Raw genomic sequence first — 25,109 nt, forward strand, 5'->3', positions numbered from 1 at the left:
TGAGACCGGGGAGTCTCAGATTACTTCTACACCAGAGCGAACATCTGGACTACGAGATAGGTCTGTTTCGACCACGGGGATGGTCTTTTCTTTATCGAGCTATCTGTGGACCATTCGGATGAGACGATCTAAGGGGGAACGTCGTAAGTCATGCGAATGGACACACGATGAGTCACGTGATGAAATGGGTGGGTCCCATTTGATTTCGCTGGTTAGAAAAAGTAAGTTCTTCAACGCTCTTGACTCGGGGAAGTCACCTTGCGCTTGATTGAGGATGTGGGGTCAATCACTACCTCTTGAACTCGAAGTAATCGTATCAAATCTTAGTTGTCCGTACAAGTGATTGATATGCAATTCACATAACGTTCACAGGGTAGCGGCGACAGCGGAGACGATTCGTTCACTTGCTAGTTTTCCTGAAAGCGTCACCATTGGACTTCCACCACCAGGATGCGTTGATCCACCAGCAAAAAACAAATTGTGAACATTCTTTGAACGGTTGCTCGGACGGAGGAAAGACGAACGGATACCATTGGATGACAAGCCATATAACGAGCCGTGATAGGCAAAGAAGGTTTGTTCGATATCCTGTGGTGTGACCCGTTGTTCGAAGACGACATCAGATGAAATATCAATTCCAAATGACTGCAATCGCTGATTGATCAGTTGATCATACGTATCAAAATCAATTGCATGTCCAGTATCCGTTGCAGGTGCATTGACGAGCACGAATAAGTTGTCACCCGCTTGTCCCATTTCTGGTGCCGTGACGGAAGAATTCGAGATATAGATCGTCGGCTCCTCAGCGTAACGCTTTTCATCAAAGAGTGCCTTGAACTCAGCTTCGTAATCTGAAGAGAAGAAGACGTTATGATGAGCCAGTCCTTCAATGCGACGTGAGAGACCGATACAACGAACGTAGGCAGAAATCGACGGTTCGACTTGAGCAGGTGTTGGATTTTTAAAATCAGGTCGTGCCGTTTCTGAGATCAGACGTGGATATTGTGTCAACAAATCACCGTTCATGACGACGAAGTCAACCGGTAGATATTCCAAGTGATTCAATTCAATTTCCGTTGCTTGTCCATCGACGACTTCGATCTGTGTCACCTCATCGCCAAGACGGAAGACGACACCTAGTTCTTTTGCGCGTCGGGCGAACCCTTCTGCGATTGCTGTATTACCGCCATTCGTGAAGTAGACACCGTCATTTAGTTCTAAATGAGCGATTAAACTGAAGGTAGCGGGTGTTTGATACGGACTACTCCCGATATACGTCGCATAACGATCGAGTGCCTGAATCAACCCTTTATCCTTAAAGTAGTGCTTATGCAACCCATGAAGGTTTTGAAAGGGATGCACTTTCAACATGTCTCGCCAGAGGGAGGGGCGGATATACGAATCAATATTCGTAAAGAATTGTTGTTTTGCGATCGTATGCAACTTCGCCACTTCTTCTTGGTAACCTGTAATATCGTTCTTCGCCAACTGACCGTTCGTGAAACGATCTACTTCTGTCCGCATCGCTTCGCGTCCAGACGAGAATGTTAATGTTCGTCCGTCAGAAAAGTGATTGACCGTATGACGCTCAAGTTTCGTGAATGTAAAGTACTCATCGGGATCCGCACCGGATTCAAGAATGACAGACTGAAAAACTTCCGGCATCGTGATCGTGTTCGGACCAAAATCGAAGCGATGTCCTTCTGTGACGATCGGCATCATTTTGCCACCGATATGTGTATTGCGCTCGATGACCGTGACGCGAAATCCTTTTGCTGCTAATGAGATAGCAGCGCTGAGTCCACCAAGACCGGCTCCGATGACAGCTATATGTTTCATGATACTGATTCCTCCTTATGAATAGGTCCTACCCTTCCATGTGATTTCCCGTTTCCTAAAGCTTCGAATCATCGCACTTGCTAGCAAGATGACATAAAGGAATACCGCCAGTGGATGGAGCCACCAAACATGTCGGATTCGTGCCGCACGATCGATTCGGAATCGTGCTAAATAAAGAAGAATCAGTGCGCCACCCATCTGCCAGGATGGGTGGCGGATGAGATAAGGTAGGACACTTGCTTGAGCCAAGTAAAAGAGTAGAAAGTATAATCCGACGACATAAGAATCGTTCATCCCACGAAAGACATTCTTTAGAAAACCTTGCCAGACCTCTTCATTCGTGGCGTACATATCACAAGAGACTGCTGGAGCCACTTCGACGAGCGTCGTCGTCCATCCGTTTTTTTTAAATGTGCGACAAAGTTCTAAATCGTCAACGAGAGCCGATTGAATACTTTCATGTCCACCGACTTGATCATACGCACGTCGTTCGACGAGGACGACCATTCCGTTAGCAGCAGCAAACGCTGGATGCTTCACTTTGCGAAAAGGAATCGGAAGATGCTGTGCAATAAGAACATGTTGCATCGGAATCAAACATTTCCCTAGAAACGTCGGTACAGGAAATGATGGAAAACCGGAAAGGAAAACGGCTCGTTCTGTTCGTAATGTTCCGTATAAGCGACAAATTGCGTCAGGTGTCAGTGTCACATCAGCATCGAGAAATAACAGATAGTCCTCTGTCGTTCGTTTTGCGAGTTGATGACACGCATGGACCTTTCCTGCCCAGCCAGCTGGTAAGGGAAGACCATCAATCACTGTAAAACGGTCGTCTTGACCGATTCGATCGAGCAATAACTCGCGCGTCCGATCGGTCGAGCGGTCTTCATATAAGTAAACGTGCATCCCTGGTGTCAGAGCGGGTTCTAATGCGTCTAATAATTTTCGTACATTACGCTCCTCATTACGTAAAGGGATGCAAATTGCTAGACTATCTGGTTGAACGGGAGCCGTTAATCGTGGTAGAAAAGCTAAATTAATCCATGTATAGAGACAGACAGCTAGAGCGAAGAAGAGAAAGAACCAACTCATGACCGAAGGGCCCGTAACCAGCGCTCCGTTCGTGCAGGAAGTGGTTCCCTTCGGGTAGAGATACAGCGATACAAATCCACACGTTCCGCAATTGCATCTGCTCGAATGTCGTCGTATAAAGCAGTTAGTTCTACCATCAGTCGTTTTGCCTGAGCACTTGACCGTTCGTTAGGTAATGGACGAAAGCGACGCGTCCGGATATAGACGTCCGGTTGCTGTTCATGACCATATGAATAATAAAAGGCGACGAGAGACACGTGATCCGTATGACGCGTCAAATGTGTGGCACCACTTGCTAAGCGAAGCGGACGGTCCTCTTGATGACGTTCCTCGCCTTGAGGAAACATCCAGACGCTGCTGCCATTTTGAAGTCGTTCTTTTGCATAATGAAGGCTTGTCTTGATATCAGCGAATGATGTCCGGTCAACAGAGAAAGCTCCGAGACGGGAGAAGAACGGGAAACGAGCAAGCCCTGCTTGATCGATCATGACGTAGGGGTCGTGATGGAAACAGGTCTGATCCAAATGAAAAAGAATCATACCATCCCACCAAGAACTGTGCGTAGCAAGCATGAGACCAGGGACAGGTAGATCGTCTGCTCGATATAAGACACGATGGAAATGACGTCGGATCAAAGCATGATCGACATACGTATGAAATACGGACTCAGCTAATTTGCTTTTGTTTGCTTCTTTCAACGATAACCCCTCGTTTCACAATGAAATAGACGATGAATGCACTTAAGCTGATCAAAGTGACGCCATAGAGACCAGCAACTCCTGCCGTTACACCGAATAAAGTGTGCAACATCAAAAAGAGATACTGATTGTTTTGTTCGAGTGCGGCATCCTTCGCCTTGACTTGATAGCGATTGATGAAAAAGGAAAAGACGAGCGCCGTTCCATACCACCCGAAGAAGTTCTGTGTCGGAATATCGTAATACCAGCCACCGTCTTGCCAAAGCCAATACGATTTCACGTTAGCAGCAACAGGATCGATTGCTAAATCGAGCCAAACGGCAAACAATGGAACGAGGATCAATGTACTATAGCGAAACGAGAACAAACGGGAGAAAGCGAGACTCGCACCCATGACCGACAGCCATGCAGCCCCAATCGTAATCGGCACACCTAATAATTGGACACCGAAATCCGACTCGTAACGATATGTTCCAAACGGCCAACCGGTATGGACACCAATTGACTCGATGATGATCGAACCAAAGAAGATGAAGGGGATGACAAGACGTCCTTTCGGTAAGACATGCCAAAAATAGAGTGCTGCGTATAAGCCGGAAGCGAATAAAAAGACGGCATTGGCCCACTCGAGCCAAGGGGGAAGTAACGAAAAACCGACTAAGATCAAGCCGATGGTGAACCAAATCGAAAAGAAAATCCAAAGACGTTTATGAAACTGCTCCATGCGTGACATTCCTCCATTTCCAAAATAGCTTCTGTCATAAGTATACCCATATATCTTGAAAACGAGCGAGGGAGAAGCGGTCTTATAAAAAAAGTGGTCCGGCTTCTCGCAAGAGAAACCGAACCACTTCCTACCATTATCCGTTTGAATGTTGCTTTTGCTTCTTCTTTTTGATGAACGAGAAAAGGAGAAACGCGATATACAACGGAACAGCAACGAACCAAAACGTCGACCACTCATTGCTACGCGCAATCATGACATACGTCACGTACAGCAACGTAAAGGTGATGACGAACGTATGGCGCGGAACGGGAATGTCTTTAAAACTTGGAATCTTGACACGACTGACCATCAAGAAGGCAAGACCTGTGAAGACAAGTGGGACCATCAAGTCGTTCATTCGTCCGCTAAACAACGTGACGACGGCCAAAATACCACCTGCCGCCGTAATTGGTACACCTGAAAAATAAGCAGATGCCACATTCGTTGCCGATAAATTAAACCGGGCAAGACGGAATGCGCCGAACAACGGGAACAGAGCAGAGATTAGTAAACCAACTTCTCCGAATTCATAGAAATACGTATAGTAGGCCATCATTGCAGGTGCGACACCGAATGTCACGATATCTGCTAATGAGTCCAGTTCTTTTCCGAAGTCGCCTGCTACACCAAGCATCCGAGCAAGACGTCCGTCCAGACTATCAAGCATCATCGCGATGACGATTAGTAAGGTGGCATTTTGAAAATCACCTTTTGCTGCCATGACGATGGCTAAAAAACCACAATACAGATTTCCGAACGTAAATAGGTTGGGTATTGAATTACGAACACGATCTTTCCACAAAATGATTCCTCCTGCCACTTCATCGATACTACTCATCATACCATAATTAGGAGATGGAATTCAGCCGTTCGTAAAGAGAATCCCCTGAGTGAAAGATAAAAAATCATGAGGATTCAACCGAACTTGATGTCCACGTTTTCCAGCGGATATGATGATGAATGGTTCATGGATAGCACGATCCGATAAGAGAACCGGAAAATTCTTCTTAGCACCGATGGCAGAGACACCACCTCGAATATAGCCAGTCAGGTCTTCTAACTCCTTCATCGGAACAAGCGCGACTTTTTTTGAATGCAATGCTTTGGCCGCTGCCTTTAGAGAGAGTTCTTCTTCCCCCGAAATGACGACGAAGACATATTTATTTTCGACCATTTTCAAAACAAGGGTTTTAAAAATGGTCGAAAGGGGGTAATTAATCTTTCTAGCGACGGCTTCAGCAGATAAATCATCAAGATCAACAGGATAAGTGAGGGATTCGAAGTCAATCTTAGACTGCTTCAGAAGCCTCTCGACGTTCGTTTTGCTCATGTGTTTCTCCTTTGACGAGTGAGTATTGGACCCATTTCCGTCCGTGCCAACGCTTCATGGCGAAAATGCCACGGAACCATTCGTCAGCAGAGAAGGCAATCCAGATTCCAAGTAATCCAAGACCGAAACCAAGACCAAGCGTATAACTTAGGACGACCGCGATTCCCCACATCGATAGAATACCGATGGCGACAGGGAAACGAACATCTCCTGCCGATTTAAGAGTTCCCATGAGCACGATGTTCATCGCGCGACCTGGTTCAAGAATGACGCTTGCCCAGAGTAGTGGGATACCGATTGCAATGATTTCAGGACTCGATGTGAACGCTGATAGAATCGATGAACCGAATGAAGCAAGAGCGACAGCTGAGATGAAGCTTGCGAAAACAGCGATCTTCAATGTTTTCACAGCACGTCCATATGCTTGTTCAAATTGTTGAGCACCAACTTGGCGTGCGACGAGTAATTGAGTTCCTTGAGCGATGGCAAGCGTAAATAGGAAACAAAGCATCGTGATGTTTGATACATAAACGCGAGCAGACAACGCTGCTTCACCAATTGTTGCGATGAATCCTGTGATGATGAGTTGTGAGAATTGATACGAGATCCCTTCACCAGCAGATGGGATTCCGATGTTCATGATTCGTTTCACATCCTCACGATTGAAATGAATCAAGTCTTTTACTGTAAAACGTAAAGAAAGTTTGCGGTAAACGACAAAGAACAACACAAGGACAGCGATTGTCCGGGCGATGACGATCGACCAAGCGACACCAGCAACACCGAGAACGGGAATGCCGAAGAGTCCAAGAACAGCGATGACGTTACCAAAAGCACTAACGAAATTCATGAGTAGCGTGACGTACATAGCATTTTTAGTGAATCCATGACTCCGGAGAATCGCACCCAGTGTCAATGAGATAGCTTCTAAGAAAAGGAATAGACCAACGATCTTAATGAACGTTTCGCCATAGACGAGCGTCTCTCCTTCTAACGAGAAAAATCCAAGAAGTTGTCTTCCGAACAACACGACGGTCAGAGAAACGATGAGACCGGTATACAAGTTAATCGCAAAAGCAGAACGAGCAGTTTGACGAGCGTTTTGCGTCTTTTTTGCACCGAGGTACTGACCAATGATGATCGTTGCACCGACCGAGGTGATGTTAAAGAGAATAATGAAGATATTCAAAATTTGATTGGATACACCGACTGCCGCAGCGGCGCTATCCGAGTAATAACTTAAAATCAACGTTGCAATGATCCCGAGGCTCATATGCAATGCAATCTCGATGAATAATGGCCACGTAATGTGGAATAAGCTTGGTTGCTTGACTGTTTTCATAAATAAATCCCCTTTGTTTCATAAAACGAATAGTGTTTCTTTATCTTTTTGAAACTATACGCCTTCGATTTTCATAATGAAAGAGGGTTTTTTGTCTTTCATCGAAAAAAAAGAGATTTAAAAGGATTTTCATAAAATATCACGAATACATCATAATGAACAATCATTCATTTTTAAAAGGTAGGGGAATCCGATGAAACGAGAAATGCATTATGTCGTCAAGGATCAAATCGCAACGCTAACGTTGGCTCGACCCAAACAACTGAATGCATTAACGTCGAATTTGTTAGAAGAGCTGGCAGACGCCTTAGAAGAAGCGAATCAAGACGAAGAAGTACGTGTCATCGTCTTGACTGGTGAAGGACGTGGTTTTTGTGCAGGACAAGATTTGAAAACCGTCTCGCCTGAGCTCGATCATGGTGAATATCTCCAGCAGTATTATCATCCTGTCGTTCGGGCGATTGCTAAATCAAAAAAACCGACGATCGCTGCCATTAATGGTGTAGCGGCAGGTGCCGGTTTATCATTGACGCTGGCCTGCGATTTCCGGCTCGTCCACGCTGAAGCGAAATTGTCGCTCGGATTCATCAATATCGGTCTTGTTCCAGATGCGGGTGCTCCGTATTTCTTGCCTCGACTAATCGGTGCAGCAAAAGCAACGGAGCTTGCGTTACTCGGTGACACGATTTCAGCAGACGAAGCCGTTTCGCTCAACCTAGCAACACGAAGTATCGAATCAGAGAAATTTGTAGAAGAGGTCACAGCGTTTGCTCGTCAGCTGGCAGATCGTCCGACAAAAGTGATCGGGTACATCAAGCAGCTGCAAGCAGCGAGTTATGAAAATAACTTGGAGGAAATGCTTGCTCAAGAAATCATCTATCAGTCACGTGCTGGAAAAACGGAAGACCATCGCCATGCTGTTGAATCCTTCATCGAAAAAAAACGCCCTGTTTTTGTCGGACGATGAATCGAGCATACTTTTATAGAAGAAAGACGTCGGAAACGCACGATGCGCCGACGTCTTTTTAATTCAATTTCTTTTTGATTTTTCGTGCGGTCGCATGTGTACGGTTCGTCAATCCTGTAGAGATACGGAATAATAGAATTCCGAGAAAAGCAGAAACAAAAATGTATATCCCAGTCAACGTCACGAATGCACCACTAGCGAGCGTGATGAAAAGTATCGAAAATTCACCACGTGGACCCAGACAAAAGCCAGATTCGATCGCATGATAATTCGATAAACCAAAGGACCTTCCGCCGAGGTAACCGACTAAAAATTTAGAGACGACTCCCCAAATGACAAGAGCGAAGAAAAATAGATCAATCGGTAATCCGTCAGTCAATTCGAATGACATTCCGAATGTAATAAAGAACAATGGTAATAATAAGTCTTGGAACGGCGTGACTAGTCGTCTAAGATAACGCGTCTCATCCAGTTCGGTTAACAAAATACCGATGATGAAGGCACCAAGTACTTCGGATAGACCAAATAAGATTCCAATTCCAGAAAACAATAAAATCAAGCCGATGATTCCGATGCCGGCATCAGGATGACGGTAGAGTGAATCGACGAGACGTTTCCGTCTTCGGATGAATAACGTCATGATGATTAAAGCAATGAATAAGAAGGCGAACCCGAGAAAGATGATGCTGATTTTGGCAACCGAGAACGTCTCAGTCCCTAAAACGAACGGGGCCGTCGTCAGTAGGATTGGTGCCATCAAATCTTCGAAGACGAGTAAGGACAGCACGAAGCGATTCACATCCTGATGTTTATCCGGTTCCCGATCGAGCAGTCGAGCTGAAATCGAAGAACTCGTCGCATACAAGACACAGCCGATCAAAAACGATTCGGCGATGGAAAAACCGAACGATAAAGTCAACAGGATTGTTCCACCAAACGAAAGTAGAATATCGATGACTCCTGCTTTCCAAATGGAACGGAGCTGAATCAGCAAGTCCGCCACTGAAAATTTTAGACCGAGTAAAAAGAACAGGACGATGATGCCCGCTTCTCCTCCGAGTTTCAGCTCTTCGGGAGGATCGTAATAAAATCCAAGGAGGATTCCAATCAAGATGAAGGCTAGAATACTCGGAACGTGGAATCGTTCACTCAAGTAACTGATCGTAAACAAGCCGATGAGGATGAGACCGGCGTAAAAGAAAATTTCCATGGAGGATGTCCTCCTTTCTGTACCCTATACCCTAATTCGATGGCATTCATTAACTTGTTTCTCTCCTGAAGAACGGATACAGAAAAAGCCTGTACACAAAACTTCTTTTTTAGAAGGTGAGTGTACAGGCTTTTAGATGGTTATAAGACTTGAACGATCGTTCCAGAATACGCAGGGAGAGAGACATCAAGTGTCTGCTGGTGCGTGTTCGTCAATAAATCAAGCCCCCGACCAGCTTGTGGAGCGGTCAACGAAACGGGAGCATCTGAATTGTTGAAGTAGATATAATACAATCCTTCCGGGCTCATGCGACGCATGATGATTGTATTCGTCTCATCATTCGCATGAACGAAAGAGATATGTCCTTTGTTCGCAAGCGTCTTATGCTGCTTTCGAAGCTGTAACAAATGTCGCGTATAGGCGAATAACTCCTGATCCTGCTCCTCTGGATCCCACGGCATGCATTTTCGGCAGCCTGGATCTTGATCGCCATCGAGACCGATTTCATCACCATAATAGATGACGGGACTACCTGAGAACGTCAACATCGATAACAAGAGAAGGCGAAGCTTCTGTTTGTTATTGCCAGCGCGCGTTAACGCACGTGGTGTATCGTGTGAACCGATCAAATTAAAGGTCACTTCATTGACATTCATCGTGTTTGAGAACAATACATGCGACATATCGTTCGCATACGAGCTTGCTTTAGTCTTATCCAAGGCAAAGAAGTTCAAGGCGGCATTCGTAAATGGATAGTTCATGACGGCGTCGAACTGGTCACCGAGCAACCATTCCTGTGAGTCATGCCAAATTTCACCAAGGATATACGTGTCAGGGTTGACTTCCTTGACGACTTGACGGAAATCACGCCAAAATGCGTGATCAACCTCGTTGGCGACGTCGAGTCGCCAGCCATCGATTCCGAATTCTTCGACCCAATAGCGGGCGACATGGAGTAAGTATGACTTTACTTCATCGTTCTCGGTATTGAATTTCGGCATTTCAGGTACGAAAGCAAACGTATCGTAGTTCGGCAATGGTTCTGTCACGAGCGGGAAATCACGCAGATGGAACCATTCTTTATAGGTTGAATGACTACCATGTTCACGGATGTCAGCGAATGCTTTATGGTGGAAGCCGGCATGATTGAAAACGGCATCTAACATGATGCGAATCCCGTGTGCGTGTAACAGATCGACCATTTCCTTGAATTTCTCTTTCGTACCGAACTGTGGATCAATTTCTAAGTAATCGATTGTGTCATATTTATGATTCGATTTCGCCAAGAAGATCGGGCAGAAGTAAATACCAGTGATACCAAGTTCAACGAGATAATCGATGTGGTCGATGACTCCTTGGAAATCTCCACCGAAAAGATTCGTCGTCGTCGGTGCTGTACTATTCCATGGAAGTGTACCAGCTGGATCATTCGTCGCATCGCCATTTGCAAAGCGATCTGGGAAGATTTGATACCAAACTGTATCCTGGACCCAATCTGGTGCAGTGAATACGTCGACTGCATTAAGGAAAGGAACACAGAAATAGTAGCCTGTATCATCGAGCGGTTTTTCATCGAACCATCCACGTTCCGTGAATACATGACTCGTTGAACCGTCATGGAGACGGAAACCATATCGTAGACGACGGAAAGGAGGTACGACATCGATGAACCAATAATCGTATAATTCATCTGATCCACTTCGCTTCATCGGTGTTTCAAATGTATTCCAGTAGTTTGATTTTGAGGGATCGAAGTTCCAATCGGCAGCATCTGGGTTTTCAGTATGCCAATCGTATGGATCGCCCCAAATCAAATCGACGCGATCAACGTCATTTTTTTTCGTTTGTAAACGGATGTGGATTGTTCGCTCATCGTACTTATAGACGAATGGAGACATCGCACGGTGAAACACAGCTTCTTTGAACATGGCAGTCACTCCTTAACGCAATCGCTTGCATCGTATTGATTATGTCTTCGACCTAAGAATAGTAAAGCGCTTTCTTAAAGTCAATTCCAATCCCGTGAAATCAAGGATTCCTGATAAAAGTCGAGAGTATGATGCAATCGTTTGCATCATGTTGTGCAAACAATAAAAATGAAAACGTTTTCTTTTTATTCACTTATTCTTTTTAGCGTTTGATTCAAATAATGAAATCAAAAATAAAAAGTTTTTGAAATGTAAGAAAATAATTGAATAAAAGGACTTGTCAAAAGGATTTTAGATTGTATAATAAAAATGTAAAGGTGATGCAAACGTTTTCATAAAACGCTTACAACCACTCGGTTGTTATCATGAGAAAATGGTTGTGCCTTTATGCAAACGTTGTGCATTAAAACTTATCATTCATAAGTTAACTTGGGGAGGAAATTTCAATCATGGAAATGAAAAAATTCGTAGCAGGTCTCTCTGTATCTGTCATGGCAATCGGTGCGCTTGCAGCATGTGGCGGTGGATCGGATTCTGAATCATCATCTTCAGATTCGGGCAGTAAAAAACCAAGCAAGATCGTCATCTGGGAAGACACTGAAAAAGCTGAAACGACTAAAGCGGCAGCTGAAGCGTTCGAAGAAAAAGAAGGCGTCAAAGTTGAAGTTAAAGAAGTTAAGATGACAGATCAGCAGAAGAAAGTAGCACTTGACGGACCAGCAGGTAAAGGGCCGGATATCATGCTTCTTCCACACGACCAAATCGGTACAGTCGTTGACCAAGGCTTGATCGCGGAACTCAAGGATGGCGAAAAAGCACTTGAGCCATTCATCGATACAGCGAAATCAGCAGTAACGTTTGATGGTAAAGTCTACGGATATCCGAAAGCAGTTGAAACACCAATCCTCCTTTTCAATAAAGATGAATTAAAAGAAGCACCAGCTTCAATGGATGATCTGTACAAGATCTCAACAGAGCAAAAGAAAGACGGCAAATACGGATTCCTCGCGCTTTGGGATAACTTCTACTTCGCACACGGTCCAATCGGTGGATACGGTGGATATGTCTTCAAAGACAACGGTGGCAAATTGGATCCAGCAGATATCGGCTTGAACAATGAAGGTGCTGTCGAAGGTATGGATTACATCGGCAAGTGGTACAAAGAAGGTCTCTTCCCGAAAGGTCTTATCGGTGGTGGCGGTGGTCAAGCACTTGATCAACTCTTCGGCGATAAAAAAGCTGTTGCTGTCATGAACGGTCCATGGGCAGTTGCGAGCTATAAAGAAAAAGGTATCAACCTCGGAGCTTCAGCACTTCCGAAACTTCCAAACGGTGAGCCGATCAAAACATTCGTTGGTGTAAAAACATACGCGATTTCAGCATACTCGGAAAATGCAGAGTGGGCTGAGAAGTTCTTGGCATCACTCACAGGTGAAGAAAACGCTAAAGCAATGTTCGAAAAATACAATGAAATCCCACCAGTTACTGCTCTTCAAGAAGATGCAGCAATCAAGGATAACGAAGTCGCAGCAGCAGTCTTCGCACAATCACAAAACGGTGTGCCAATGCCGAACATCGCTGAGATGGGTCAAGTTTGGGAACCAATGGCAGCAGCACTTCAGCTTGTTGCAACAAACAAACAAGACGCACAAAAATCAGCTGATGATGCTGTCAAACAAATCAAGCAACAAATCGAAGCTAACAATCAATAAGCGTAAATGGAACGTGTGAATCCATGAAAAAGAGATAAAGAGAGGGGGATCTTGGATTCCCCCTCATCTTTATGGTTGGAAGAGAAGCCTGAGGTCAGACATGACCTTTGGAAAGGAGAACGGACGATGGCTGCGATTGCAACACCACACCCGACGAATCCAACGCCTGAAAAAAAGACGAACCACCGCACGATTGCGGCGCTGATGTCGATCATTCCAGGAGTAGGACAACTATACAATAAACAATTCCTTAAAGGCGCGACATTTTTTGTCGTCGTACTATCATATTTTCTCGTCAACTTTGAACTGTTCTTCAAAGGAGCCGGAAATGGTCCTGGCGATCGCGGAGCGATCTGGGGCTTGATTACACTCGGTGAGGTACCAGGCGTAAGGGGGGATCACTCGATCTTTCTAATGGTCGAGGGCATCATTGCCTTGATTTTACTTGTCTTTGGTATCGCCATTTACGTCTGGAACTTTATCGATGCGTATCGAATCGGTAAGTTGCGTGACATGAACCTTGAAGTACCTTCCTTGAAGATGCAACTACGGAACTTCCGCGATAATGGATTCCCGTATGCGATGTTGATTCCTTCGTTAGTACTTTTAGTGTTCACAGTCGTCTTACCGTTAATCTTTACTTTCTTGATTGCTTTTACGAACTATAAGTTCAACAACTCGCCTCCAGCAAAGCTGGTCGACTGGATCGGGATTCAAAACTTCTTGAATATCTTTACGGTTGATATTTTCCGCGATACATTCGTCAGCGTTCTTGGTTGGACGCTTGTCTGGACCGTCGCTTCGACGACAGGTGTCATCGCGATCGGTATCGGACTTGCAGTCTTGCTTAACCAAAAAGGACTCAAAGGAAAACGGTTCTTCCGTTCCATCTTGATCCTGTCATGGGCAGTACCAGCCTTCATCACGATTTTGATCTTCCGCTCGATGTTCAATGAGACATTCGGTGTCTTCAATACGACATTGTTACCAGCGATCGGTCTTACTGACGGTGTCGACTGGATGACAGATCCGACGTATACGAAGCTTGCCTTGATCGGGATTCAGTGGTGGTTAGGTTTCCCATACATCATGACACTGACGACGGGGATCTTGCAGTCGATACCAGAAGATCTTTATGAGGCAGCAACAATCGATGGAGCGACAGCAGGAGAGAAGTTCCGCTTGATCACATTGCCGATGATTCTTTTCGCAACAGCACCAATCTTGATCACGCAGTATACGTTCAACTTCAATAACTTCAATATCATCTATCTCTTCAACAACGGTGGACCGGCAGTGCCGGGTCAATCGGCTGGTGGAACGGATATCTTGATTTCGTGGATTTACAAATTGTCGCTTGGCGCGAACCCGCAGTATGGATTCGCAGCAGCGATCACGCTTGTGTTGTCGTTCTTCATCATGACGATTGCCGTCATTCAGTTCAAGCGTTCAAAATCATTCAAAGATGAGGATATGATCTAATATGAGAAAACAAAACCGAATCAACATGGCGTTGTCATATCTCATTTTGACGATCGCCTCCATCATTATCGTTTATCCACTCCTTTGGGTTGTTGGGACTTCACTTAACCCAGGGAAAAGTATTACATCGGATATCTTCCCAAGTAATCCGACTTTGATTCACTACTTCGATTTGTTTGATCCATCAAAAACGGATTATGGCATGTGGTATTTAAACACAATCAAGATTGCCGTCATCACGATGGTCGTCTCCGTCGCTCTAATCACGTTAACAGGATACATTTTTTCACGCTATCGCTTCGTCGGTCGGAAAAATTCACTAATCTTGTTCCTCGTGTTGCAGATGGTACCGCAATTCGTTGCCATTATTGCGATTTATGTCTTGCTTAATATGTTAGAATTGTTTGATACGCATCTGGCGCTCATCCTACTCTACTCGGGTGGCGCGATTCCAATGAATACGTATCTTGCAAAAGGATATTTCGATACGATTCCAAAAGAACTCGATGAGGCGGCACGGATGGATGGTGCCGGTCACTTACGAATCTTCTGGCAAATCATCTTACCGCTCGCAAAACCGATGGTCGCCGTCATCGCGTTGTTCAACTTCATGGCACCATTCAACGACTTCATTTTAGCATCGCTCGTCCTGCGTTCTCCTGAGAAACAGACACTTGCGGTCGGGTTGTACAACATGGTGTCGGAGCAGTTCGACAATAACTTCACGTTATTTGCGGCAGGTGCCGTATTATCAGCAGTTCCAATCGTTCTTCTCTTCTTCGCATTCCAGCGCTTCTTCGTGTCTGGATTGACAGCAGGTGGAACAAAAGGATAATCATAAGGGGGAAATCAGCGGCATGAGACGAGGCATAATGCTTCTCCTCTTGCCGCTTCTCTTGTCTATCGGCCTTCAACCGATGACGGGTGAAGCAGCAGGTTGGGAAAAAGAACGAATGTATTTCATCATGGTGGACCGGTTCGAGAATGGCGATCCGAGTAATGACCGAGAGGCGGATCCTGAAAATCCAAAAGCGTTTCAAGGTGGTGATTTAGCAGGCGTGACGAAACGTCTCGATTACATCAAGGAAAAGGGATTCACGTCGATTTGGTTAACGCCGATCTTTAAGAACCGTCCGAATGGTTATCATGGATACTGGACGGATGATTATTACGAGATTGATCCGCACTTCGGAACAAAGGAAGAGTTTAAACGCCTCGTCAAGGAAGCTCATGACCGAAATATCAAGGTCGTCCTTGATCTTGTCGTCAATCATTTAGGACCAAATCATCCGATGGTGAAAGAAAAACCGGAGTGGTTCCATAAAAATCAACCAATCATGAACTGGAATAACCCGTCGGAAGTCGAAAATAACTGGCTGTTCGATTTACCGGACTTCAATACGGAAAATCCAGAAGTCGTCGATTATTTAGTTGATGTCGCGAACTACTGGGCCGATGAAACGGGTATAGACGGATACCGGCTCGATACGGTTCGCCATGTGCCAGCCTCTTTTTGGGAAACGTTCATCCCAGCAGTCAAAGAAAAGCATCCGGACTTATTCTTGTTGGCTGAAGTATTCGATGGAGATCCGCGAAAAATCGCATCTTATTCAAAATTAGGTTTTGATTCCGTGACGAACTTCCCGTTTTATTATGGAGTCAAGGATCAGTTTGCCCGCAAAAATGGTTCAGCGGAAGAGCTCGATTCAGTTTATAATCGAGATACTACGTTTAATCCGAATGCCAAGGGACTTGCAACCTTCATTGATAATCATGATGTCAAGCGCTTCATCACGGAAGCAAAGATTGGTGGAGCAGACGAAGAGGAACGGCAGCTTCGATTGGCGCTGTTTGCACTCTATGCTGCCCCGGGGATGCCAATCGTCTACCAAGGAACAGAGGTGGCGATGCCAGGTGGCGAGGATCCTGGAAACCGGATGATGATGACATTTGATCAAAACAAGAAGATGCAACAGTACGTAAAAACGTTGAACGAGATGCGTCAGGACTACCCAGCGTTTGCAACAGGGAAGCAACGCTTGATCGCAAAAACAGATCATATGGCAGTCTACTCACGGGAGACGAAACAACAACAAGTCGTTTACGCGATCAATCTTGGAGAAAAAAAGACGAGCTTACGCGTGTCTGCGAAAGAAATCGTTGATGACCAGCGTTTAAGAGGACTTTTATTCTCAGACTTGGTGCGTCAAGATGGTGACGCCTATGAGATCACGCTTGATGCAAATAGTGCGAACAGCTATGTCATCGAAAAGTCACAAGTCAACTGGTGGTCGATCATCGCCATTGGTGCGATTGCTCCGATTTTAGCGCTCATACTTCTTCTCGTTCACCGTAAACGCATGCAACGTCAAACAAAATAAAATACTTAACTAGGAGAAATGTGAGGTGAAGGGGATGCAGGTAACAATCAAGGATGTAGCACGGGAAGCGAATGTCGCACCCTCGACGGTATCACGCGTCATTGCGAATAGTTCACGCATCAGTCAAAAGACGAAGGAACGGGTGCGGCAGGCGATGGATGAGCTCGGATATTATCCGAACGTTCATGCTCGCAGTCTAGCGAATCGAACGACACAAGCGATCGGTCTCGTCATGCCAAGTGCTGCAACAAAAACGCTACAAAACCCGTTCTTTTCGGAAGTCATTCGAGGAATCAGTACAAAAGCGCATCAAAATGGATATTCGTTATATATGACGACAGGTGTCTCGGAAGAAGAAGTATATGAAGGTGTCGTGTCGATGGTTCAGGGCCGTCGTGTCGATGGTGTCGTCGTACTGTATTCCCGTACGGATGACAAAGTTGTTCAATTTCTGCAAGATTCGAAGTTTCCGTTCGTCGTCGTCGGAAAACCATTCAGTGATTCATCACATGTCACATATGTCGATACGGATAATTATCTAGCCGGTCGCGAAGTGACGAAGTACTTGCATCAACTTGGGCATGAGTGTATCGCATTCGTCGGAGGCGCACAGGACCTAGCTGTGACGCAAGAACGTGTCGGGGGTTACAAGACGGCTCTCATGGAAGAGGGTATTCCGATTCAAGAATCCTACATCGTCAGTGCACCATTCATGACGACAGGAGGCGCTGAGGCAGTCAAACGACTGATGTCGCTTGAACATCCGCCGACGGCCGTCGTCGTCAGTGACGATATGATGGCACTTGGTGTCATGAGTACACTGAATGAGATGGGTATCGGTGTGCCGGATCAAATGGCTGTCGTCAGTTTCAATAACTTGTTCATCGCAGAATTCTCAAGCCCGCCGTTGACTTCTGTTGAAATCAATATCTTTGGACTTGGTTTTGAAGCGACGAATTGTTTGATTGAACAAATCAATGAAGATGCGACCCCTTATGGGAAGCGCGTCATCGTCCCGCATTATCTCGTCGTCCGTCAGTCTTGTGGCGGAAAATCTGAAGCATGAAACGACAGTCTATTTTTAAGCCGATTGGTTTGAAAATAGACTTTTTTTGATTCAAATGGATATCGATTTCTAGTAAAAGGAAGCGGTTGCAGAAAAAGAAATTTATTTTCGTGCAAACGATTGCATTGATGCTTTTTATGTGTACAATAAAGAATGTATAGTATAGATGAAACGCTTACATGATCAGGGTGACCGACATGCGTAGCATAAAAAGGAGCGACTTGACGATGAAACGACTTTTTGAGGTCAATGAGTGGAAAATTACAGAGCTTGGTTTTCATCCAGAAGATAATCGATTGGCAGAATCGATGACATCGATCGGAAACGGTCATATGGGAATGCGCGGGACGTTTGAAGAAGAGTACACAGGGGACACGCATCAAGGCATGTATGTCGCAGGTGTTTACTATCCGGATAAGACACGTGTCGGCTGGTGGAAAAACGGTTATCCAGAGTACTTTGCGAAAGTACTCAATGCTGTCAATATCATGGGATTGAAAGTATCCGTCAACGGAAAAGCTGTTGATTTGAACACGTGGGAAGTCATCGACTTCAAACGCGAACTTGATATGCAACACGGTGTGTTGACACGGACGATGCTATTGAAGAATGGGGTAGAGGAAACGAAAGTCGAATCCAAGCGTTTCTTCTCGATCGTTGATAAAGAAATCGCTGCCTTGCAATATACGGTGACACCTGTCAATTTTGAAGCAGAAATCGTCATTGAATCGTATCTCGATGCAGATGTTGAAAATGAAGACTCGAACTATGACGAGAAGTTCTGGCTTCCTGTCGAACACGGAATTGAAGAACGGTTCGGTTATGTCACATCAAAAACGAAAAAGCTCGATTGGCATGTGACGGCAGCGATGATCACGGATGTCGAAGGCGCACGATGTGAGGTCGTCGATGGCAATACGCAGTACGTCGCGAATCGTTTCACGAAACAAGCCGCAGTAGGTGAGGGTGTCACAGTCGAAAAATTCGTCGCACTCGTAACGAATCGCGACCATGAAATCGATGCGCTATTGGAGCAAGCGATGAAACGGGTTCACGTCGCATTCGAATCAGGCTTTGATACATTGCTTGCGACACATGAAGCAGCTTGGTTGCACCACTGGGAAGAAGCGGACGTGAAAATTGAAGGAGATGTCGAGGCACAGCAAGGGATTCGTTTCAACATCTTCCATATGTTCCAGACCTACACAGGTGAAGATTCACGCCTGAATATCGGACCAAAAGGATTCACGGGCGAGAAGTATGGTGGTGCGACGTATTGGGATACAGAAGCATATTGCTTAAACTTCTACCTTGCGACGTCGAAACCGGAAGTTGCTTGGAATTTACTCAAGTATCGTCACAATCAATTACCGCAAGCGAAAGAAAATGCGGATAAGAATGTCGGAATGAAGGGTGCACTTTATCCGATGGTAACGATGAACGGAGAAGAGTGCCACAACGAGTGGGAAATCACACATGAAGAAATTCACCGGAACGGTGCAATCGCGCATGCGATTTATAACTACACGAACTACACGGGAGACACGTCGTATCTCGGACAATACGGATTTGAAGTGTTAGTCGAGATTTCCCGCTACTGGGCAAGCCGTGTCAATTACGTGCCGCACAAGGATGTCTATATGATTCTTGGCGTGACGGGACCGAATGAATATGAGAACAACGTCAACAATAACTGGTATACGAATCTGATTGCGGCATGGTGTCTCGAATATACGCAGACCGTCCACCGTCATTTGGCACAAGAAGAACCAGAACGTTTGCAAGAACTTATGCATCAATTAGCGTTGACGGATGAGGAGCTGGCGAAGTGGGCAGGTATCGACTCGAAGATGTATTATCCAAAAGATGAGGCAGCCCCTGGAATCTTCATGCAACAGGATGGCTTCATGGATAAGGAACAAATCTTGGTCGCTGACCTCGATCCAAAACATCTCCCGCTAAACCAGAATTGGTCATGGGACCGGATCCTTCGCTCTGTCTTCATTAAACAAGCAGATGTCTTACAAGGTCTTTACTTCTTGACGGATCGCTTCAGTGTAGAAGAGAAAAAAGCGAACTTCGATTTCTATGAACCACGCACGGTTCATGAATCGTCATTATCACCATGTATCTACTCAATCATTGCGGCGGAAGTCGGCTATGAGGAAAAAGCGGTCGAACTGTACCAACGTTCAGCACGACTTGACCTCGATAATTACAACAATGATACGGAAGACGGATTACACATCACGTCGATGGTTGGATCATGGATGTCGATCGTCCACGGGTTCGCTGGATTACGGGTGGCAAACGATACGTTATCCTTTAAGCCGATGTTGCCAAAAGGCTGGACGAGCTATACATTCCGGATGCAATGGCGCGGTCATCATATCCATGTCCATGTACAGCCAAATGCCGTCGAAATCGCTCAAACAGAAGGCGAAGCATTCAGCTTAAACGTTCATGGAACAACTGTAGAAGTTCCGGCGGGAGGACAGATTACAGTTCCTGCTTCGATGACAGTATAAGAGATTAAACAGAACCGATTTTTTAGTCGGTTCTTTTTTTGTGTGTAACAAGAATCAGGACACCTTTGTCACAAATGAGAACGCCATCATGAAAAAGAACATCAATCTTTGGAAATCTTGACTATCCGACGACATTTGAATGTGCTAAAGTGTTTCAAGATAGTTATGAATGAGAGGAGAACGGCGTGTGACAGCAGTAGTAAAGGAAAGTATGTTAAAAGTGATCGTGGCTTCGATTGGGGGATTCGTCATCGCCGTTGCCATGAACTGGTTTTTGATTCCGAGTGGTGTATATTCGACTGGATTTACAGGACTTGCCCAAATCTTGACGCAAGTCCTTCAAAATACAGCATTTGCGTTTGGTGAAAACGTCTGGTTCTTGGCGTTGAACATCCCTTTGATCGTGCTCGCATGGATCATGTTAGGTCGGAGTTTTACAATCATTACGTTGGTTTCGGTCTTGGCAACGACGATTTTTATTGGTCTTATTCCTCAATATGCTGTCATACCAGGTGATCAAACACTGAATGCAGTGTTTGGAGGGGTTTTGCTTGCGATCGGTACCGGTATCACGATTAAGTTCGGTGCTTCGACGGGTGGGTTTGATATCGTCGCCCTCATCTTTGCTCGTTTCTCCGATCGCAGTGTCGGCTTGTATCTGTTCGTCTTGAATTTTTTAATCGCATTATTAGCAGGAGCGTTGTTCGGTTGGTCGACTGCTTTATACACAATCGTCTTCATCTACGTGACGTCTAAGGTCGTCGATGAGATTCATACGAGCAATCAGCGTCTAACGATTTTCATCGTCACGAATCATGCGGATGACATCACGACGGCTTTGCATCAGCATATCATCCGAGGAATCACGCAAATTCCTTCGATTGGAACGTATTCGCGAGCTGAAAAAGCGACGTTGATGATGGTCATCGAGCGTCACGAATTGCGGGACATTGAACGAATTTGCCGGGAAGCGGACGAGACAGTCTTCATCAACGTCGTCGCAACGGACTCGGTCGTCGGATACTTCCGAAAAGGATAATGAAAAGAGGCTGACTCAAAAGTCAGCCTCTTTATCTGTTTTCATGCGAGCCCGAGGACGTGTTTCAAGTAATACGCGATCCCGTCATCCTCATTTCGCTTCGTCGTGCCGTTTGCCAGATGCTTCAGCGCGGGGATGGCATTACCCATCGCGACACCATGTCCAGCATACTCGATCATCTCTAAATCGTTTTCCTCATCACCGAAAGCAATGATTTGTTTAGAGTCAATTCCAAGGTGGTCGGCGATATGGGAAAGACCGACCGCTTTGCTTGTACCTTTTCGCATCACTTCGACCATGAATTCAGGTTTCACCCATTGACGATTGAGTACCGTCTCAGCATGGATACCAGATAGTTCGGAGCGGATCTCATCGACGTGTTCTCCTTTTGCGTGAATCAAAAGAGATGTTGGTTCATGCATAAGCACCTTTCGTAAATCTCCGGTCGTGACGGATAAGGCATGGTCGGTATAGAATTCGTAAATGCCAACCGGATCATATTGAAAATAGACATGATCCGTGACTTCGCAGACGATGTTTTGTGTTTTCGTCTCAGCGACAGATTCTAAAATATGTTGAACAGTTTTTAATGGAATCGGATGATGCTGAACTTCAAAGTGGATGTCTTGCGGGTGATGAACGAGACCACCGTTAAAGTTAACGATCGGTGTCGTTAAACCGAGCTGTTCGTAATATTTTCGAGCGTGACGAAATGGTCGTCCAGTTGCGATGACGACTTCGTGACCATTCGCACGCGCACGCTGGAGCGCAGCGATGTTCGCAGCGCTGATTGTCTTATCATCTTTTAAAAGGGTGCCGTCGAGATCGACAGCGATTAAGTGACGGGTCATGATGAAATCCTCCGCTTTCTTTTCGTTAATTCTACTGTAGCATATGAAGCGATTGTCCTTCGTATGAAACGATTAAGTTTTTCAAGGAAAAGAAAGCGCTTGAAAAAATTAGAGAAAAGCTGTTGCTTGGATTAAAAAATGGTATACTACAAATCGTAGGATAACTCTATAGTACGTTATGGAAACGGAGGGGAAATCATGCGTTTTCTCGTTACATTCTTTTGGTCATTCTTACTCGTGAACACGGCTGTGTTCATCGTATCGGCAGTTGATGCAGTAACGTATAGCTTCGGATTCGCGACAGCTATGTCTGTCGTCACTTCACTTGTCGTCTTCGCACTCGATGCCGTCAATGAAGATTTAGGTCTTGGTCAAGGGACTAAGGCAGAATAAGGAAAAGCGAGATGTCGTCACTTGGGCGATAGGCTCGCTTTTTGTCTTAAGGAGGAATGAACGATGATCGTCATCGAACAGGTTCTGTGGCAAGAGATGCCGCAAAATGTCTACATCGCAGGGAATCAGATCATCGGAATCGGTTCCTACACCATAGATGAAGCACTGATCACGCAACGGATTGATGGTCGCAACAAACGGCTAGTCCCCGGATTCATCGACGGACACTTACATCCGATTGGTGGAGGTGGAGAAGGTGGATTTGCCACGCGAACGGCTCCGTTGACTGTTCGTGACATATTCGAAGGCGGTGTCACGACGGTCGTTGGATTACTCGGAACGGATGGTTGGACACGAACAGGAATTGACCTACTGGCACACGTACGGGGATATGCTCCATCTGGTATCCGTCCCTTTCTATTAAGCGGAAGTTATATGGTTCCGCCGGTCTTCCTGACGCAATCGACAGGACATGATATCGTCCTCATCAATGAAGTGATTGGTATCGGAGAGATTGCCATCAACGATCACCGATCGACACAACCGACGGCTCATGAACTCGCGCGATTAGCGTCAGAAGGCCGAATTGCCGGCATGGTCAAAGGCGTGTCGGGAACGATGAACGTCCATATCGGAGACGGGAAACAAGGGCTCGATCTATTACATGAAGTGATCGACACGACCGATCTACCGATTCAACAATTCCTTCCGACACATATCAATCGGAGTGAACGGATTTTTGAGGCAGGACTCGCCTGGGCGAAACGGGGAGGACGGATCGATTTTACGACGTGTACGACGGAAAGCTTCATTGCGGAAGGCGAGATTCCAGCAGGACAGGCTGTCGCCCGTGCTTTAGTAGCGGGAATTCCACTCGAGCAGATCACGATGTCGAGCGACGCTGGCGCAAGTCTTCCGGCATTTGATGAGGCAGGTCGATTAGTGCGAATTGATACAGGAAAACCCTCTTCCTTGATGCAAGCCGTACGCGATGCAGTGGAGCATGGTGTTACTTTTGATCAGGCAATCGCGACGATCACGCGATATGTCGCGGATGCATATGGTATACCGGGCGGGCGAATAGCGGTTGGAGAACGAGCGGATCTGTTACTGATTGATGACGCTTTGCAAATCGATACGATTCTTGCGAATGGTCATGCTATAATGGTTCAGAAAAAATGGCTAATACCAGAATGACGGAGGGATAGACGTGTCAAAGAAGTCGAAACGTAAAAACACGAAAAAACCGCAATCCAAGGCGAATTGGATTACAGCCGGAGTCATCGCCTTGATCGTATTGGTGGGAGGATTACTTCTCGTCTTCACGGATCGAGAAGATTCTGCATCGAAGAACGGCAACCTAACGGCTACACAAGTCGCAGATAAAGTAAAATCCGGTGATGAATTCTATACGTATTTCTATCAAACAGGTTGTTCTCACTGTGAAAAAGTAAAACCATATCTCGTCCCGCTTGGTGAAAAACAGGACATCCCATTCGAACAGATTGATCTTGCTGTCGAACAGTCGGCTTGGGACACGTTTGGCATCGAGGGTACACCGACGGTTGTTCATTTTAAGGATGGTAAGGAAGTCGGACGTGTAGCAGGAGAGCAAACGGAAGACAGCTATAAAGAGTTCTTCGCTGGAAAAGACGTAAAGGACTCAAAAGAAGAATCATCCGGTGATCTCAATGATTAAAAAATGGTTTTACTCTCGCGTGTTCGAATTAAATGGACACCCGCTTGTTGCCAAACAACTGAAACGTTTTGCGATGAGCCGTATCAGTCGTCCATTCATCCGTCCGTTCGTTCAGGCATACGATCTAAATATGACAGAAGCGACTCGGAATTTAGAAGCGTATTCGAGTTTACATGACGTTTTCATTCGTCATGTCAAACCGGAAATGCGACCGATTGATCAATCAGATGGCGCATTCGTCAGTCCGTGTGACGGTGTGCTATCCGTCGTTGACGACTTGACGGCTGATAGCCGATTTACTGTCAAAGGACAATCGTATACGGTATCTGAGTTACTCGGTTCCCATCACGAGGCACAGCAATACGTTGGTGGACGTGTGATGATCTTTTACTTAAGTCCGCAAAACTACCATCGTGTTCATGTGCCGATGGATGGAACAGTCCGGACGAGCTATACGCTCGGTCGCGATTCAGCACCAGTGAATGAGATCGGTCTCACACATGCGCTTCGTCCATTGACGCGGAACTACCGTCGTGTGACGCGCATCGTCCAAGGGAAACATGCGCTTGAACATGTCATGGTCGGCGCACTGAACGTTAACTCGATCGTTCGGACGAACGAGTCGAAGGACCTTCGTCGCGGGGATGAGTTTGGATACTTCTCATTCGGTTCGACGGTCGTCCTGATTTGTCCGAAAGACGCATTGACGTTAGACAGTCAGGCGATTGGACCAGTTTTAATGGGGCAGCGCCTCGGACAATGGCATTCATGAAAGCGAGGCGCCCG

At 45.8% G+C, this 25,109-nt stretch carries 22 protein-coding genes; 12 read left to right on the top strand and 10 right to left on the bottom strand.

What is annotated here, in order from left to right; all coding sequences use genetic code 11:
- Positions 1-366: 366 nt before the first annotated feature.
- The 7 genes from KNQ09_RS00460 to KNQ09_RS00490 all read right to left on the bottom strand — a co-directional run bounded on the left by KNQ09_RS00460 (position 367) and on the right by KNQ09_RS00490 (position 7,067).
- A complete protein-coding gene (locus tag KNQ09_RS00460) occupies positions 367-1,839 on the bottom strand; it encodes a phytoene desaturase family protein (protein WP_035398446.1) in 1,473 nt (490 codons plus the stop codon).
- Between the two features lie 15 nt (positions 1,840-1,854).
- Positions 1,855-2,931 (bottom strand): glycosyltransferase family 2 protein, encoded by a 1,077-nt coding sequence (locus KNQ09_RS00465; protein WP_214857035.1) that lies wholly within the window; start codon positions 2,929-2,931, stop codon positions 1,855-1,857.
- Positions 2,928-3,629, bottom strand: coding sequence for a lysophospholipid acyltransferase family protein (locus tag KNQ09_RS00470; protein WP_251138061.1), 702 nt, complete (start codon positions 3,627-3,629; stop codon positions 2,928-2,930). Before KNQ09_RS00470 ends, KNQ09_RS00465 begins: the two co-directional genes overlap by 4 nt.
- Positions 3,598-4,353 (bottom strand): carotenoid biosynthesis protein, encoded by a 756-nt coding sequence (locus KNQ09_RS00475; RefSeq protein WP_214857036.1) that lies wholly within the window; start codon positions 4,351-4,353, stop codon positions 3,598-3,600. The genes KNQ09_RS00470 and KNQ09_RS00475 overlap by 32 nt, the downstream gene beginning before the upstream one ends.
- A 136-nt stretch (positions 4,354-4,489) precedes the next feature.
- Entirely contained in the window at positions 4,490-5,236 is a 747-nt protein-coding gene (gene pssA, locus KNQ09_RS00480) for a CDP-diacylglycerol--serine O-phosphatidyltransferase (protein ID WP_174316042.1), read from the bottom strand.
- Positions 5,237-5,257: 21 nt separating this feature from the next.
- Positions 5,258-5,725 carry a Cys-tRNA(Pro) deacylase gene (gene ybaK / locus KNQ09_RS00485; protein WP_064300355.1) on the bottom strand — a complete coding sequence of 156 codons (468 nt, stop codon included), beginning with the start codon at positions 5,723-5,725 and terminating at the stop codon, positions 5,258-5,260.
- Positions 5,685-7,067: an MATE family efflux transporter gene (locus KNQ09_RS00490; protein ID WP_149426917.1), complete on the bottom strand. Its 1,383-nt coding sequence runs from the start codon at positions 7,065-7,067 to the stop codon at positions 5,685-5,687. Before KNQ09_RS00490 ends, ybaK begins: the two co-directional genes overlap by 41 nt.
- Before the next feature lie 193 nt (positions 7,068-7,260).
- Between KNQ09_RS00490 and KNQ09_RS00495 the strand changes: the two genes are divergently transcribed.
- Positions 7,261-8,034: an enoyl-CoA hydratase/isomerase family protein gene (locus tag KNQ09_RS00495; protein WP_149426918.1), complete on the top strand. Its 774-nt coding sequence runs from the start codon at positions 7,261-7,263 to the stop codon at positions 8,032-8,034.
- Positions 8,035-8,092: 58 nt separating this feature from the next.
- On the opposite strand, the gene KNQ09_RS00500 is transcribed toward KNQ09_RS00495, so the two are convergent.
- Entirely contained in the window at positions 8,093-9,244 is a 1,152-nt protein-coding gene (locus KNQ09_RS00500; protein ID WP_214857037.1) for a cation:proton antiporter, read from the bottom strand.
- Positions 9,245-9,384: 140 nt separating this feature from the next.
- Complete coding sequence (locus KNQ09_RS00505) at positions 9,385-11,172, bottom strand: glycoside hydrolase family 13 protein (protein WP_214804367.1); 1,788 nt, start codon at positions 11,170-11,172, stop codon at positions 9,385-9,387.
- Between the two features lie 455 nt (positions 11,173-11,627).
- On the opposite strand from KNQ09_RS00505, the gene KNQ09_RS00510 reads away from it, so the two are divergent.
- The 7 genes from KNQ09_RS00510 to KNQ09_RS00540 all read left to right on the top strand — a co-directional run bounded on the left by KNQ09_RS00510 (position 11,628) and on the right by KNQ09_RS00540 (position 21,380).
- Complete coding sequence (locus tag KNQ09_RS00510; protein ID WP_214858528.1) at positions 11,628-12,884, top strand: extracellular solute-binding protein; 1,257 nt, start codon at positions 11,628-11,630, stop codon at positions 12,882-12,884.
- A 126-nt stretch (positions 12,885-13,010) separates the two neighbouring features.
- The gene (locus KNQ09_RS00515; RefSeq protein WP_023467408.1) at positions 13,011-14,366 is read left to right on the top strand and encodes a carbohydrate ABC transporter permease; all 1,356 of its coding nucleotides are present in this window, start codon (positions 13,011-13,013) and stop codon (positions 14,364-14,366) included.
- Position 14,367: 1 nt separating this feature from the next.
- Positions 14,368-15,201 (top strand): sugar ABC transporter permease, encoded by an 834-nt coding sequence (locus KNQ09_RS00520; protein WP_050677686.1) that lies wholly within the window; start codon positions 14,368-14,370, stop codon positions 15,199-15,201.
- A gap of 22 nt (positions 15,202-15,223) precedes the next feature.
- Positions 15,224-16,747: an alpha-amylase family glycosyl hydrolase gene (locus KNQ09_RS00525; RefSeq protein WP_214857038.1), complete on the top strand. Its 1,524-nt coding sequence runs from the start codon at positions 15,224-15,226 to the stop codon at positions 16,745-16,747.
- Between the two features lie 34 nt (positions 16,748-16,781).
- Complete coding sequence (locus tag KNQ09_RS00530; protein ID WP_035398727.1) at positions 16,782-17,813, top strand: LacI family DNA-binding transcriptional regulator; 1,032 nt, start codon at positions 16,782-16,784, stop codon at positions 17,811-17,813.
- Between the two features lie 227 nt (positions 17,814-18,040).
- The gene (locus KNQ09_RS00535; RefSeq protein ID WP_214857039.1) at positions 18,041-20,341 is read left to right on the top strand and encodes a glycoside hydrolase family 65 protein; all 2,301 of its coding nucleotides are present in this window, start codon (positions 18,041-18,043) and stop codon (positions 20,339-20,341) included.
- A gap of 187 nt (positions 20,342-20,528) precedes the next feature.
- On the top strand, positions 20,529-21,380 hold the full coding sequence (locus KNQ09_RS00540; protein ID WP_023467413.1) for a YitT family protein: 852 nt from the start codon (positions 20,529-20,531) through the stop codon (positions 21,378-21,380).
- A 41-nt stretch (positions 21,381-21,421) separates the two neighbouring features.
- Here KNQ09_RS00540 and KNQ09_RS00545 read toward each other — a convergent pair whose 3' ends face one another.
- A complete protein-coding gene (locus KNQ09_RS00545; protein WP_251138062.1) occupies positions 21,422-22,231 on the bottom strand; it encodes a Cof-type HAD-IIB family hydrolase in 810 nt (269 codons plus the stop codon).
- Between the two features lie 198 nt (positions 22,232-22,429).
- Here KNQ09_RS00545 and KNQ09_RS00550 point away from each other — a divergent pair, with 198 nt between their 5' ends.
- The 4 genes from KNQ09_RS00550 to KNQ09_RS00565 all read left to right on the top strand — a co-directional run bounded on the left by KNQ09_RS00550 (position 22,430) and on the right by KNQ09_RS00565 (position 25,095).
- Positions 22,430-22,624: a YjzD family protein gene (locus tag KNQ09_RS00550; protein WP_023467415.1), complete on the top strand. Its 195-nt coding sequence runs from the start codon at positions 22,430-22,432 to the stop codon at positions 22,622-22,624.
- 63 nt (positions 22,625-22,687) lie between these two features.
- The gene (iadA, locus tag KNQ09_RS00555) at positions 22,688-23,821 is read left to right on the top strand and encodes a beta-aspartyl-peptidase (protein WP_064300347.1); all 1,134 of its coding nucleotides are present in this window, start codon (positions 22,688-22,690) and stop codon (positions 23,819-23,821) included.
- Positions 23,822-23,834: 13 nt separating this feature from the next.
- Positions 23,835-24,323: a thioredoxin family protein gene (locus tag KNQ09_RS00560; RefSeq protein ID WP_050677692.1), complete on the top strand. Its 489-nt coding sequence runs from the start codon at positions 23,835-23,837 to the stop codon at positions 24,321-24,323.
- Positions 24,316-25,095, top strand: a complete 780-nt coding sequence (locus KNQ09_RS00565) for a phosphatidylserine decarboxylase (protein ID WP_082874228.1) — start codon at positions 24,316-24,318, stop codon at positions 25,093-25,095. Before KNQ09_RS00560 ends, KNQ09_RS00565 begins: the two co-directional genes overlap by 8 nt.
- The last annotated feature ends 14 nt before the right edge of the window (positions 25,096-25,109 follow it).

Source organism: Exiguobacterium sp. s191, from assembly GCF_018618955.1.
In the GTDB taxonomy this organism is placed as follows: Bacteria; Bacillota; Bacilli; order Exiguobacteriales; family Exiguobacteriaceae; genus Exiguobacterium_A; species Exiguobacterium_A abrahamii.

Coding starts and splice junctions, on each gene's coding strand:
- KNQ09_RS00460 (WP_035398446.1), bottom strand. CDS start 1,839: ATGAAACATATAGCTGTCATCGGAGCCGGTCTTGGTGGACTCAGCGCT.
- KNQ09_RS00465 (WP_214857035.1), bottom strand. CDS start 2,931: ATGAGTTGGTTCTTTCTCTTCTTCGCTCTAGCTGTCTGTCTCTATACA.
- KNQ09_RS00475 (WP_214857036.1), bottom strand. CDS start 4,353: ATGGAGCAGTTTCATAAACGTCTTTGGATTTTCTTTTCGATTTGGTTC.
- pssA (WP_174316042.1), bottom strand. CDS start 5,236: ATGATGAGTAGTATCGATGAAGTGGCAGGAGGAATCATTTTGTGGAAA.
- ybaK (WP_064300355.1), bottom strand. CDS start 5,725: ATGAGCAAAACGAACGTCGAGAGGCTTCTGAAGCAGTCTAAGATTGAC.
- KNQ09_RS00490 (WP_149426917.1), bottom strand. CDS start 7,067: ATGAAAACAGTCAAGCAACCAAGCTTATTCCACATTACGTGGCCATTA.
- KNQ09_RS00495 (WP_149426918.1), top strand. CDS start 7,261: ATGAAACGAGAAATGCATTATGTCGTCAAGGATCAAATCGCAACGCTA.
- KNQ09_RS00500 (WP_214857037.1), bottom strand. CDS start 9,244: ATGGAAATTTTCTTTTACGCCGGTCTCATCCTCATCGGCTTGTTTACG.
- KNQ09_RS00505 (WP_214804367.1), bottom strand. CDS start 11,172: ATGTTCAAAGAAGCTGTGTTTCACCGTGCGATGTCTCCATTCGTCTAT.
- KNQ09_RS00510 (WP_214858528.1), top strand. CDS start 11,628: ATGAAAAAATTCGTAGCAGGTCTCTCTGTATCTGTCATGGCAATCGGT.
- KNQ09_RS00515 (WP_023467408.1), top strand. CDS start 13,011: ATGGCTGCGATTGCAACACCACACCCGACGAATCCAACGCCTGAAAAA.
- KNQ09_RS00520 (WP_050677686.1), top strand. CDS start 14,368: ATGAGAAAACAAAACCGAATCAACATGGCGTTGTCATATCTCATTTTG.
- KNQ09_RS00525 (WP_214857038.1), top strand. CDS start 15,224: ATGAGACGAGGCATAATGCTTCTCCTCTTGCCGCTTCTCTTGTCTATC.
- KNQ09_RS00530 (WP_035398727.1), top strand. CDS start 16,782: ATGCAGGTAACAATCAAGGATGTAGCACGGGAAGCGAATGTCGCACCC.
- KNQ09_RS00535 (WP_214857039.1), top strand. CDS start 18,041: ATGAAACGACTTTTTGAGGTCAATGAGTGGAAAATTACAGAGCTTGGT.
- KNQ09_RS00545 (WP_251138062.1), bottom strand. CDS start 22,231: ATGACCCGTCACTTAATCGCTGTCGATCTCGACGGCACCCTTTTAAAA.
- KNQ09_RS00550 (WP_023467415.1), top strand. CDS start 22,430: ATGCGTTTTCTCGTTACATTCTTTTGGTCATTCTTACTCGTGAACACG.
- iadA (WP_064300347.1), top strand. CDS start 22,688: ATGATCGTCATCGAACAGGTTCTGTGGCAAGAGATGCCGCAAAATGTC.
- KNQ09_RS00565 (WP_082874228.1), top strand. CDS start 24,316: ATGATTAAAAAATGGTTTTACTCTCGCGTGTTCGAATTAAATGGACAC.